The 12,122-nt window shown below is 61.3% G+C and carries 12 protein-coding genes; 3 read left to right on the plus strand and 9 right to left on the minus strand.

Annotation, left to right across the window (positions count from 1 at the left end; all coding sequences use genetic code 11):
* Positions 1 to 5 precede the first annotated feature (5 nt).
* The 3 genes from KI617_RS09035 (at position 6) to pgm (ending at position 4,165) form a co-directional block, all read left to right on the plus strand.
* Positions 6 to 1,649, plus strand: a complete 1,644-nt coding sequence (locus KI617_RS09035; RefSeq protein WP_226451667.1) for a nitroreductase family protein — start codon at positions 6 to 8, stop codon at positions 1,647 to 1,649.
* A gap of 212 nt (positions 1,650 to 1,861) precedes the next feature.
* On the plus strand, positions 1,862 to 2,338 hold the full coding sequence (locus KI617_RS09040; protein ID WP_226451668.1) for a VF530 family protein: 477 nt from the start codon (positions 1,862 to 1,864) through the stop codon (positions 2,336 to 2,338).
* 189 nt (positions 2,339 to 2,527) lie between these two features.
* Positions 2,528 to 4,165, plus strand: coding sequence for a phosphoglucomutase (alpha-D-glucose-1,6-bisphosphate-dependent) (pgm, locus tag KI617_RS09045; protein ID WP_226451669.1), 1,638 nt, complete (start codon positions 2,528 to 2,530; stop codon positions 4,163 to 4,165).
* Between the two features lie 222 nt (positions 4,166 to 4,387).
* Here the strand turns inward: pgm and KI617_RS09050 are convergent, their stop codons facing one another.
* From KI617_RS09050 to nifB, 9 genes are all read right to left on the minus strand, one after another.
* The gene (locus KI617_RS09050; RefSeq protein WP_226451670.1) at positions 4,388 to 5,185 is read right to left on the minus strand and encodes a hypothetical protein; all 798 of its coding nucleotides are present in this window, start codon (positions 5,183 to 5,185) and stop codon (positions 4,388 to 4,390) included.
* 223 nt (positions 5,186 to 5,408) lie between these two features.
* Positions 5,409 to 6,389, minus strand: coding sequence for an ADP-ribosyl-[dinitrogen reductase] hydrolase (draG, locus tag KI617_RS09055; protein ID WP_226451671.1), 981 nt, complete (start codon positions 6,387 to 6,389; stop codon positions 5,409 to 5,411).
* Positions 6,368 to 6,940, minus strand: coding sequence for a nitrogen fixation protein NifQ (locus tag KI617_RS09060; protein ID WP_226451672.1), 573 nt, complete (start codon positions 6,938 to 6,940; stop codon positions 6,368 to 6,370). The genes draG and KI617_RS09060 overlap by 22 nt, the downstream gene beginning before the upstream one ends.
* A 24-nt stretch (positions 6,941 to 6,964) precedes the next feature.
* Positions 6,965 to 7,327 (minus strand): 2Fe-2S iron-sulfur cluster-binding protein, encoded by a 363-nt coding sequence (locus KI617_RS09065; protein WP_226451673.1) that lies wholly within the window; start codon positions 7,325 to 7,327, stop codon positions 6,965 to 6,967.
* Positions 7,328 to 7,492: 165 nt separating this feature from the next.
* Positions 7,493 to 7,780: a 2Fe-2S iron-sulfur cluster-binding protein gene (locus tag KI617_RS09070; protein WP_226451674.1), complete on the minus strand. Its 288-nt coding sequence runs from the start codon at positions 7,778 to 7,780 to the stop codon at positions 7,493 to 7,495.
* 16 nt (positions 7,781 to 7,796) lie between these two features.
* Positions 7,797 to 9,071 (minus strand): FprA family A-type flavoprotein, encoded by a 1,275-nt coding sequence (locus KI617_RS09075; protein ID WP_226451675.1) that lies wholly within the window; start codon positions 9,069 to 9,071, stop codon positions 7,797 to 7,799.
* On the minus strand, positions 9,049 to 9,525 hold the full coding sequence (locus KI617_RS09080) for a thioredoxin domain-containing protein (protein ID WP_226451676.1): 477 nt from the start codon (positions 9,523 to 9,525) through the stop codon (positions 9,049 to 9,051). The genes KI617_RS09075 and KI617_RS09080 overlap by 23 nt, the downstream gene beginning before the upstream one ends.
* Before the next feature lie 627 nt (positions 9,526 to 10,152).
* Positions 10,153 to 10,431, minus strand: coding sequence for a 4Fe-4S binding protein (locus tag KI617_RS09085; RefSeq protein ID WP_226451677.1), 279 nt, complete (start codon positions 10,429 to 10,431; stop codon positions 10,153 to 10,155).
* A 2-nt stretch (positions 10,432 to 10,433) separates the two neighbouring features.
* Positions 10,434 to 11,936 (minus strand): nitrogenase cofactor biosynthesis protein NifB, encoded by a 1,503-nt coding sequence (gene nifB / locus KI617_RS09090; protein WP_226451678.1) that lies wholly within the window; start codon positions 11,934 to 11,936, stop codon positions 10,434 to 10,436.
* Positions 11,937 to 12,122: the final 186 nt, after the last annotated feature.

Genomic DNA, 12,122 nt, shown 5'->3' on the forward strand with positions numbered 1-12,122 from the left:
GAATCGTGCCGGATACCCCGCAAGACATCGTTCGCGCCTACCACGCCCGAACCAAACACCGCTTTGACGCCTACGCCGAAGGCCCCGGCCAGCTGGACTGGGACGCCCAGCCAGCCCCCTTTCGCCACTACCCCGGGGCGCCGGCGCTTGAACTGCCGCTGACGGCTGACCGTTACGAGCGCCGCTACGCTCAACTGCCGACCCCGCCTGAAATTCCGATCACCCCCGACCTGAACAGCCTCGGTGCGCTGCTCGAACTTTCCTTCGGCATCTCTGCCTGGAAGAGCTGGGGGCCGAACCGCTGGGCGCTGCGCTGCAATCCGTCTTCCGGCAATCTGCATCCGGTTGAAGCCTATGTGCTGAGCGCCGGGCTGCCGGGCGTTGGCGACGGGCTGCATCACTACGACCCAGAAGGTCACGTCCTCGAAGGCCTTGCCCAGCCTGGCCCGGTGGCGGGGGAGGCCTGGCTGGCCGTTGGCCTGTCGAGCATCATGTGGCGCGAAGCGTGGAAATACGGCGAACGCGCCTTTCGCTACTGCCAGCTCGATGTTGGTCACGCCATCGGCGCACTGGCCTACGCCGCCGCGCTGCTCGGCTGGGAAGTCGTGCCCCTCGCCATGGCTAGCAAAACCTTGGGCCACAGCCTCGGGTTGGACAGGCCGGACGATTTTCCGCCGTCGCGCTACGCCTTTACCGAAACGGAAGAGCCGGAAATCCTGCTCGCCATCCGTGCCCCCGGCCTGGGCATGCCGCCTTCTGCGGAATCGCTGGCCGAATGGCTGAACGCCGCTGACTGGCAAGGCAAACCCAGCCGCATCGATCCATCGCCCGGCTACCGCTGGTCGGCCATCGATCAGGTTGCGGCTGCCAGTCGTGATGAGCGCAATGCCAACACGGACACCATTGGCTTTTCTCCATTGCCGCCACTACCCCCGCACCCGAATCCGCTCGGGGCTGCCCAAATCATTCGCCAGCGCCGCAGCGGCCAGCGTTTCGACCCGCGCTACAGCTTGTCCAAACCCGCCTTCTACCGGATGCTCGACGCTGTGCTGCCCCGGCCGCAAAGCCCGTGGCTGGCGCAGCAGGCGCCACCCCGCATTCACCTGCTGCTTTTCGTGCTGCGCGTCGAAGGTCTGGTCAGCGGCCTTTATCTGCTGCCGCGCTCGCCGGCGACGGCCACGGCCTTGCCGGCTGCGCTGGTCCCAGCCGACCAGCGCTTTGCCGCTCGTCGTCAAGTTGCTGATTTCGATCCCGAGTGCCCGGCCTACCTTGGCCTGATCCAGCTGGCCGAAATGGGCCTGCAGGAAATGCAACGCCTGGCCCGCTCGCTGTCCTGCCATCAGGATATCGCCTCGACCAGCGCCTTTTCGCTCGGCATGCTCGGCGAATTCCCGGCGGCCACCGCCGATGGCCACGGCTATCGCGAACTATTGCGCGAAGCCGGGCTGGTCGGGCAGGTGCTTTATCTCGAAGCCGAAGCAGCCGGCGTGCGCGGCACCGGTATTGGTTGCTTTTTCGACGACCCGGTGCATCAAATGGCCGGACTGAGCGGCCAGCACTACCAGAGCGTCTATCACTTCACGGTCGGCACGCCGATTACCGATGAACGCATCGAAACCGGCCCGCCTTACCCCCAACGCCAAAAGTAAAAGCCGTGAGCCCCCAACTCTGCCTTCAGCGCACTCGATCTCGCCGCCTCGCTCGACTGCCTGAAGCGGCTGCGACAGCCCAAACCCGAGCGCTAGTCGGAATTATGCCGAGCCGGTCGATCCGCTGTGGAGGCCTGGCCGTGCAGCCTTGCTGCATTAATCCTGGCTACGACGGGTAAAATGGCGCCTTTTTCCTTGGCACCGGCATCCGCATGAACACCGAAATCAATTACAAAAACAACCCGCTCCATGGTGTTAGTTTGAAAACCCTGGTCACTGAAATCGTTAACCACTACGGTTACGAGTTGCTGTTCGCCTATCTGAATATCCAGTGTTTCAAGAACAATCCGAGCATTGATGCCAGCGTGAAATTCCTCAAGAAGACGGATTGGGCGCGCGAGAAGGTTGAAGGCTTTTATTTGTACCGGTTCAAGAACCTGCCGCGCGCTTCGGACGAGCAGTTTGAACTGCCGCCGCGCGACCGCATCGTGCCGCCGGATCAGACGCCGGGAGAGCCCGCCGAATTAAGTCTGGAAGATGCAGAAAGATTGCGCGAAAAGCGCGCCAAAAAAGCGGCCCTGCATGACTCGGGAAAAATCCGTCCATCCAGTTCCGGCAGAAGGTCGTCGAATTTTTCGAATACCCCGGCGCCCAGCGATTCGGACCCTTGGGCAAAGTGGAAAAAGTAAATCGAATTTCCGGCTCATCTATTTTCCTGCCGTTGATTTGATCGACGACAGGGCAGTGGCGAGAACGCTGGCCTGATGAAATTGCGACGATTGCGTGGGCCACGCAGCCCCCTGGTTTGCCAACGGGATTAAAATCTTCGGTATGCCGTTTGCCCAAGAACAACGCCCGTTTCCAGGAAAGAGATAAGCATGGCTCACCCACTCGCCGGCCAGCCGGCCCCGCTTGACAGCCTGACCGACATTTCCGCGCTGCTTGCCGCCTACCAGCAGCAGCCTGACATCAACCAACCCGGCCAGCGTGTCGCCTTCGGCACCAGTGGCCACCGGGGATGCGCCTTCAACGGTAGTTTCAACGAAGCGCACATTCTCGCCATCGCCCAAGCGGTGGCCGAATACCGCCTGCAGGCCGGAATTCGCGGCCCGCTCTTCCTTGGCATGGACACCCATGCGCTGTCCGCCCCGGCCCAGCAAAACGTCATTGAAGTGCTGGCCGCCAATGGCGTGCTGATCCATCTGCAGGAAAACCAGGGCTATACCCCGACGCCGGTGATTTCGCGCGCCATCCTGGTCCATAACGCCCAGCCGGCAGTCGAACGCGCCGACGGCATCGTCATCACGCCCTCGCACAATCCGCCGCAGGATGGCGGCATCAAGTACAACCCGCCGCATGGCGGCCCGGCCGATACCGATGTCACCGGCTGGATCGAGCAACGCGCCAATGCGCTGATGGCCGATGGCAACCGGGGCGTCAAACGCCTGCCGTATGGGCAGGCCCTCGCTGCGGCAACGACCCGGGCGGTCGACCTGATGACGCCTTACATTGCCGAACTGGGCTGTGTCATCGACATGCAGGCCATTCGCCAGGCCAAGTTGAGGATAGGCGTCGATCCGATGGGCGGTGCTGCCGTGGCTTACTGGAAGCCGATTGCCGAGCATTACGGGCTGGATATCACGGTGGTTAATCCGGCGGTCGATCCGACTTTCGGATTCATGACCCTCGACCACGACGGCAAGATCCGCATGGATTGCTCCAGCCCCCATGCCATGGCCAGCCTGGTCGCCCTGAAGGATAAATTCGACATCGCCTGGGGCAACGACGCCGATGTGGACCGCCACGGCATCGTCACGCCCTCGCTTGGTCTGATGAACCCGAATCATTACCTGGCAGTGGCGATCGATTACCTGCTCGGTCATCGCCCGCAGTGGCCGCACAGTTCGGCCGTCGGCAAGACGCTGGTGTCGAGCGGCCTGATCGACCGTGTGGTCAAGGGGCTGGATCGCACGCTGCTCGAAGTGCCGGTCGGTTTCAAGTGGTTCTCGGCCGGCCTGCTCGATGGCAGCATCTGCTTTGGCGGCGAGGAGAGCGCCGGCGCCAGCTTCCTGCGCCGCGATGGGGCGGTATGGACGACGGACAAGGATGGCATCATCCTCGGCCTGCTCGCCGCCGAGATCACCGCGGTGACTGGCCGCGATCCCGGATCGCACTATCTGGATCTGGCCTCTCGCTATGGCACGCCGTACTACCTGCGCATCGACGCTGCAGCGACCCCGCCCCAGAAAGCCGCCTTCAAGCAACTGACCGGCGACCGCGTCAGCGCCGCAACGCTGGCCGGTGAGCCGATTACCGCCCGGCTGACCCGAGCGGCCGGCAACAATGCGGCCATCGGCGGCCTGAAGGTGACGACGGAAAACGGCTGGTTTGCCGCCCGCCCATCAGGCACCGAGGATATCTACAAAATCTACGCCGAAAGCTTCAAAAGTGAGGCGCACCTGCATCAACTGGTGGCCGAGGCAGGCGCCATCGTGACGGCTGCGCTGGCAGCCTGAAACGGGCAGGGGCTGACTGATCCGGGGTAATGCGGTTCAGTGAGTCGTCATTCGCGGCGGCCTCGACACACCCGGGACTCCGCTTCGCGGCGGGCGAGGCGGGAATCCAAGCATTGACTGAGTTCCCGTCTACGCGGGAACGACAAATCTTGGAATGTTTTTACTGACAGAACCGTACCGACTAACCCGGGGTGCTTTCAGGTGGAATAGATTGTTATTCTGCTATTTTGTGAAATCCAGCAATGGATTAAGTTTGACCAAGTTAGCCTGAACGATGGTAAGTAAGGCTGTCACAAAGGCAAGAACCGCGATCAGCCATTGAATTCGAATACCTTGTTTGTGTTTCCGTTCCTGCTCTGAGCGCTCTTCGACAAGACTCAATGCATAGCCTGTTAGGCGGTAATCACCATTTGTTTTTTCGAGCTCGCCTGTATCCACAAGCGAATCTAAATAGAGTTCTAGACGGCTACGGACTGACTCTCCGTTAGGATGGGTGATCCAGCGGATTGTATGCATATCAGTCATTAGATTGAGGGAGTCGAATGCGGACTTACCTTCAGCGGCTTGCTCAATCATGAACGTGAGAAGCTCAAGACGTTGCCCAAGAACAATGCGTCGACGGTTATAAAGGAACGTCCCGGCGTGTTCAAGACTGCGCTGCAAATGAATTAATACATAGGGGATTCGGAGATAGTAGCCACGCGCATAGTCGTTGAGACTATCGAAGTAGATGGTACTCGGGCCGTAGTAGTGCTTAATTTTGAACTGTTCATTCTCAAATTGGCTGATAGGGTGACGGGCCTCGCCAGTGTGTGAATCGCCATTCCAAGTTGAACATATAAGGTCATTTCCGTCACGCCGTTCCACAATAAGCCATGGCTCTTCATTACGCATGAACCGAATAATCTTTTCGTCTACAAATTCGACGCCTGCACCTATGCGAACGACTCCGTGCCTGGGGAATGGTTTTTTCAGTACTGAATCGATTAATCTAATTTTTAGGGCGAGAGAAAGTTCCATAAGGCATCAGAGTTCTTGGCCGGCCAGTTTGGGCAGCACAAAATAATAGTCATGCACCGATTATGCACATGTAATTCATTGATCAACACGCAGGTTGCTCCATTTGCATTCGCCCTGCAACTCCAAAATTCGGATGCGTGAGAATGGCCCAGAACGTCTGCTATTGAAAGAGATATTGAATGGCCGCTCCTGTCCGAATCCTGCCTGGATCGCAGCCAGCAGCTCACATCGAACCGCTCGCTTGGCTGGCAGCCGATTCGTTCAAGGCCAGCAGGGCGGCGGCCTGCTGGGTGCACTGGGCAGAAATGTTCTCGTCGAGGGCTTTCAGCCAGCGTCGCGGAATGCTCACCGTGCCGTAGCGGGCACCGGCCAGCATGCCGGCGATGGCGCCGGTGGTGTCGGCATCACCGCCACGATTGACGATGTCGAGCAGGCAATCCTCGAAAGTTTCGGTGGCGAAGAAGGATTGCAGCACGGCCTGCATGGTATCGACGACGAAACCGCTCGGGTTGTCACGGCGTTTCTTGTCGTAGGCAAAGACCGGGTAGTCGCTGACCAGCTTGAAGGCCCGCTCGTGTTCGACCTCGATGGGGTCGCGACCGGCCAGAAAGTCCTGCACCATGAAGGCCAGCGTTTCGCAGGCGGCATCGGACAGTGCGTTGTGATGGGTAACGTGGGCCTGGGCGCGGCAGGCACTGACGGTCAGTTCCGGTGGCTTGCCTTGGCAGGCCAGGGCGACTGGCAGGATGCGCATGGCGGCGCCGTTGCCGGCATCGTGTTCGGAGGCGGCTGCTTCCGGATTGCCGGTCTTGCGGAAGGAAATCAGGTTGCGGCGGACGGTGTTGCCGATGTCGACCGGCTTGGCGCGCATCCAGGCATCGAAGGCTTCGGCCGCTGCCTTGGCGATGACCCCGCCACTGGCCAGGATGGATTCGCCGAGGGCCAGCGACATGGTCGTGTCGTCGGTGACCTGGCCGGCCTTCAGGCGCAACCAGCCACCGCCGGTAATCTCGGTATGGATGCCGACCTGATGGTGGATTTCATTGGGCGTCAGGAATTCGACAGTGGCACCCAGCGCATCGCCAATCGCCAGGCCAAGATAGGCCGCTTCAGCTTTGTCCTGCAGCGGCGAAATCCATGGCGGGGGGGCGGCGCGCCGACGTACCGGCGCGGTCTTGGCGATCAGTTCTCCGGTCCAAAACATTTGGCGTATTCCTTGCAGACCCCACAGGATGGGGCGGGGCAGACGTAAATGCCTTCACGCGAGCAGAACTGACGGTAGAGGAATTTCTTCCACTTCATGTCGCCGGTGTTGGCACGGGCAAGTTCGGGAAAATTGACCCACATCAGCTTGCTGAGCTCTTCGCGACTGGCGAGGCCGAGGTCTTGCCAGAGATGGTCGCGGCCGACACAGGCGGTGGCAACGACGTTGGCCATCAGCAATTCGCTGGGCGATTTGCGGGCGCGGTGGTCGAGCAGCAGCTTTTGCAGATCGTCCCATTCGGGAATTGATTCGATTTCCCGGGCGGTCGGTGTTGCTTCGCTGCCCGGAAAGTAGGCCTCGCGCAGATAGCGGTAGGCCGCCGGGCCGAGGCCAAGGTGCGGCGGCAGGCAGCCGCTGCCACTGGCCTGGCCGGCAATCAGGCTGGCCAGCAGGGGACGGTTCGGATCGAGCGCCGCCGAGCCGACCGCTGGCGCAGCCAGCAGTTCGGCCAGCAGCAATGGCCGCAGGGGCAGACGATCCGGACCGTTCATGGCATGTGCCTTGTTTGCTCGGGCTTATTTGCTGGGATATTCGACCAGGATGTCTTCGTCACGGACGATCATCTGGCAGGCGAGGCGCCACTGGGTCGGCGGGATGTCGTCGACGTACATCTGGTCGATCTGGGCCTTGGTGATGTGGCCAAGTTCGAGCAGGGCAGCGACTTCACGGACATTCAGCGGGCCGCCCATCGGGGCGCGCTTGCCGTCGACGGAAGAGACCTTGACCAGACAGGTGCCGCAGTTGCCTTCCTGGCAGCCGAAGTCGATCGGGATGTGATGTTCCTTGGCCAGCGCCAGGATGGTCTGGGTGTGGCTGCCGGCGACGGCGTAGACCGTCTTGTCCTTGTGCAGCGGGCTGGTGAAAGTGATGAGGGCCATTTTTTAAGTTCTCCTGGAGAGCGGGTTGATTTAAGTTTCTCGATTGGGGTTGGGTGATTGCTTTTAATCTTGTTCGGTACATTTGCCGTCATTCCCGCGTAGGCGGGAATCCAGTCGTTTACCTCTGGATTCCCGGTCAAGCCGGGAATGACGGTGGTGGGGCGTTCAGGCGGGCTTCACCACAATCTCGCCGCCGATGATCTGGGCCTGGCAAGCCAGCCGGTGGCCGCGCGGGGCCATGTTGTCCTTGAGTACCTGGTCTTCCAGGATGCTCGGCGGGGCGAGGAATTCGCCGCCCGAGATGACCTTGGTCAGACAGGTGCAGCATTCGCCTTCGCGGCAGCCATAAGTGATGCCGGCGCCGACTTTTTCGGAAACTTCGATCAGCCGGGTGCCGGCCGGTACGGTGACCGAGACGCCGATATCCTGAAATGTGACTTTGGCTTTTGGCATTGTTTTTTCCCCCTGGTTATTGTGCGAGAGCCGCCATGTCGATCTCGCGGTGTTCGACCCGGCCGGTCAGGTGACGGGCCAGTTGTTCGCCGAGATCCCGGCAGGCTTCGAGTTCGCCAGCGTCCGGTACCAGCTTGATGCGCAAGCCTTCGACCGGAACGCGCAGCTTCAGGCCGCGCAGGCGGTCCTCGATCAGGCGTACCGCTTCGCCGCTCCAGCCATACGAGCCGAAGGCGGCACCCAGCTTGCCCTTGATGTTGACGGTGGTCAGCGACGACAGCAGATCCCAGATCGGCTTGACCGCATCGGCGTTGATGGTCGGGCTGCCGAAGGCGAGGCCGTCGGCCTCCTCGACCAGATCGGTAAAGATGTCGGCCTCGCCACCTTCGAGGTCGTACAGCGAGACGCGGACGCCACCCAGCGATTCGGCACCGGCCGCCAGCGCTTCGGCCATGCGCCGGGTGTTGCCGTAGGCGGAGAGGTAGAAGACGACCAGCGTCTTTTCGCTGCGCGCTTCGTTGAACAGGCGCGGCGTGGCCAGTTCGCGGTAGCGATGCACGTAATCGCGCGGCTTGTGGCGCAGCACCGGGCCGTGGGCCGGGGCGATCAGCTGGATGTCCAGCGGTTCGATCAGGGCGATGGCGTCGAGCACATACTCGCGGAAGGGCCGCATGATGTGGGCGTAGTAGTACTCGAACGAGAAGCGGAAATCGCCGACCGTGTCGTTGAACAGCCGGTTGTCGCAGAAGTGGCAGCCGAAGATATCGCCGGTGAACAGCAGGCCGTCTTCGACCAGATAGGTGCATTGCGTGTCCGGCCAGTGCAGGTAAGGCGTGTGGAGGAAACGCAGGGTGCGGCCGCCGAGATCGACGGTGTCGTCGGTGGTGACCGGGATGTATTCGGGCGGCTTCTCGCCGCTCGGCTTCAACAGCGCCTTGAGCATCATCTGGGCGCGGCTGGACAGGTAGACCTTGGCCTGCGGGGCGCGCTTGAGCAGCTCGGGCAGGGCGCCGCTGTGGTCCGGCTCGAGATGGTTGAGGACGATGGTGGTGATTTCGTCGTAACGGGCGACCGTTTCGAGTCGACGGAAGAAATCGTCGGCGAAGTTTTCCTTCACCGTGTCGATGATCGCCACGCCGTTCTCGCCGCGCACGACATACGAGTTGTAGCTCGTGCCGTTGGCGGTTTTCAGGATGATGTCGAAACTCCGCAGATGCGGGTCGAGGGCGCCCACCCAGTGGACGCCCGGAGCAATTTCTACGGCGCTGTCAGTGATTGCCGCAGCTGCCATGGCTGGCTTCTTTCTCCCCTCGCCCGCAAGCGGGAGAGGGGCTGGGGGAGAGGGCGTCACCATGCACGCAGGCTTCGATATTGTCTTCCGGCAGTTCGACGTTGTTCAGGCCAATCCAGGCGTCGACTGTCGGTATGTCGAAACCGACCACGCGCTCCTCGCCGATTTCCATCAGCGGACGACGGATCAGCAAGGGGTTGTCGAGCAGCAGGTGCAGGGCATCCTCGAAACCGAGATTTTCCGGCACGATTTCGCCCGACTTGATGTCCGGGGCGGCGCGGTTGAACCAGTCGGTGACTGGCAATTTGCCGAGGAAGGCGAGCAGCCGGTCGGCTGTCCACGGTTCGGTCTTCAGGCTCTTGGCCTGGACGGTGTGGCCGGCGGCAGCGAGCAGGGCCTTCTGGCGAAGGTTGCCTTTGCAGCCGGGTTTTTCGTAGAAGGTGATGGTGGCCATGGGGTCAGGTTTTGGTTGATTGCTGTGGGGTTGGTTTTCGCGGCTGGTGCGCGTGGGGATTTTTTCGAGCGTTGTTTTCCGCCTTGAGGGCGGGCGTACTTTCTTTTGCTTCGCCAAAAGAAAGTAGCCAAAGAAAAGGCGACCCCATGGTCGGCGCCCCTGCGGGGTTTCTTCCGCTACTCGGCAGGCCGGGCGGTTCGCATGAACTCGCCTGCGGCTCAAACAATGCGAACCGACTGCCCCCGGCCCGCCTGCGTTGCTCAGCGCCTCTCAAGGGGGGCCGAAAAGCGTCACGGGGGGAAGCGCTGTCCGAAAGACCAAACGCGACGAGTGGCCAAGAAGCAGTAGCACTGGTCGAATCCGGATGGTTTTCCTGGCCCCTTGAGAGGTGCCGAGCAACGCAGGCGTTGGCGGAAAAAGGGCGAGGACTGTTTGAGGGGCAAAGCCCCGAGTTCCGCAGCCCCCGCCAACGACGAGTAGCACAGGGAACCGGCTCAGCCGGCACCGAACCCGGGGTCGCCTTTTCTTTGCTTACTTTCTTTTGGCGAAGCAAAAGAAAGTGAGACGCCCTAAAGGCGGAAAACAACGGTTGAAGCCGCCACCCAGCGTGAGTAGAGAAAACCACCCTCACGCCGCCTCCCGCCACAATCCAAACTCCTTCAACTTCTCAATCGGAATCCCGGTCAGTGACCCCGGCGGGTTCAAGAACTCGCCCAGTTCATCAACGATGGCCATTTCGATCGGGCAGATCGCCGCACACTGCGGCACGCCGTGGTCGCCCAGGCATTCCGTGCATTTGCCGTCGTCGATCAGGAAGTGCGGCGTGTCTTGGTAGATCGCGTCGTTCGGGCAGACATCGACGCAGGCCCAGCAGTTCACACAGGATTGGGTAATCTGGAGGGCCATGATCAGGCTGCCTTTCTGCCGTCGGCTGAAGCGAGCAACTTGCCGGTTGCCGCGATTTCCTTGTACACCGCCATCACGGCTTCCTCGATCGGCTCCATGGCATGTTCGCCATTCGGCGCGATGCCGGCGGCTTCCAGCTTGCCCCACGGCTCGTAGCCGATCTTGGAGCAGAGCACCACTTCGCAGCCTTCGAGAATCCGGATATTGCGGTCGAGCAGGGATTCCGTCGCGCCTTCGCCGACCACATCGCCATCACCGCAGGAATCCATGCCGCCGCAGTACAGCTCGGTCTTGCGGTGGCTGATGAAGCGGACGCCTTCCGGCGAGGCTTCGTAGATCAGGAATTCCTTGGCGTGGCCGAAGTGCTCGGCGACGACACCGTTCTTGCCGGCCACCGCCATCAGCACCGGGCGCGAACCTTCCGGGATGCCCTCGTGCTTCGGCTTGACGATGCCGCGCTTGGCGTCGAGCTTCTCGAGAATCTCGTCATGCACCACCTTGCGGCGGACCATGGCGGCTTCGTAATCGACATCCATGACGTCGATCTTGTCGAGCGTGAACTCGTCGCCGCGATCCTCGCCCAGGAGGCCGACCGCATCGGCGCGGCACTGGCGGCAGTGGCGCATCATCGCCATGTCGCCGGCGCAGGCATCCTGCAGGTCCTGCAGCATTTCCGGGGTCGGTTCCGGCTGCTCCATGATGCCGTAGTAGGTGCCGTGCTCAGGCTCGGCGATCAGCGGCATGACGTTGTGCAGGAAGGCGCCCTTGGCCTTGACGATCTTCGAGACTTCCTTGAGATGCTCGTCATTGACGCCGGGGATCAGCACCGAGTTGACCTTCACCAGGATGCCCCGGTCGGTCAGCATCTGCAGACCCTTCTGCTGCTGCTCGATCAGGATCTTCGCGCCTTCGATGCCGAAGATGCGCTTGTTCTCCCAGTAGATCCACGGATAGATCTTGGCGCCCACTTCCGGATCGACACAGTTGATGGTGATCGTCACGTGGTCGATGTTGTGTTTGGCGATTTCGTCGACGTATTGCGGCAGGCTGAGGCCGTTGGTCGACACGCACAGCTTGATGTCCGGGGCGCGCGCGGAGAGCTGTTCGAAAGTTTCAAAGGTGCGGCCCGGGTTGGCCAGGGGGTCTCCGGGTCCGGCGATGCCGAGTACGGTCATCTGCGGGATTTCGGCGGCGACGGCGAGTACCTTCTTGATCGCCTGATCCGGCGTCAGCAGCTCGGAAACGACGCCCGGGCGGGATTCGTTGGAGCAGTCGTACTTGCGGTTGCAGTAGTTGCACTGAATGTTGCAGGCCGGGGCGACGGCCACATGCATGCGGGCGAAGTAGTGGTGCGCTTCTTCCGAATAGCAGGGGTGGTCCTGGACCTTGGCGCGGATGTGGTCAGGTAGATGGCCCAAAGCGTCCGGCGCAGTGCCGCAGCCGCTGGAGGAACAGCCGCCGCCTTCTGCTGCCGGCGCGGTGTTGCTGATGACTGGAAGTTCCACGATGAAGGCTCCTCGAATGCTGTGCGGAGCCTATTCAGCAATCGGTGTGCCAGTCATTGAAACCCATATAAAACAGGTGCTTATGAATCCGGTTTCAGCGGCCTGTCGGTTGTCTTGTCGGATATGTGACAGGGCTTGCGCCAATCGCTTTGTTGCAACGCCGGTTTGGCGCCTGGCCGTTGCCAA

It is taken from the genome of Ferribacterium limneticum (assembly GCF_020510625.1).
GTDB lineage: Bacteria > Pseudomonadota > Gammaproteobacteria > Burkholderiales > Rhodocyclaceae > Azonexus > Azonexus limneticus_A.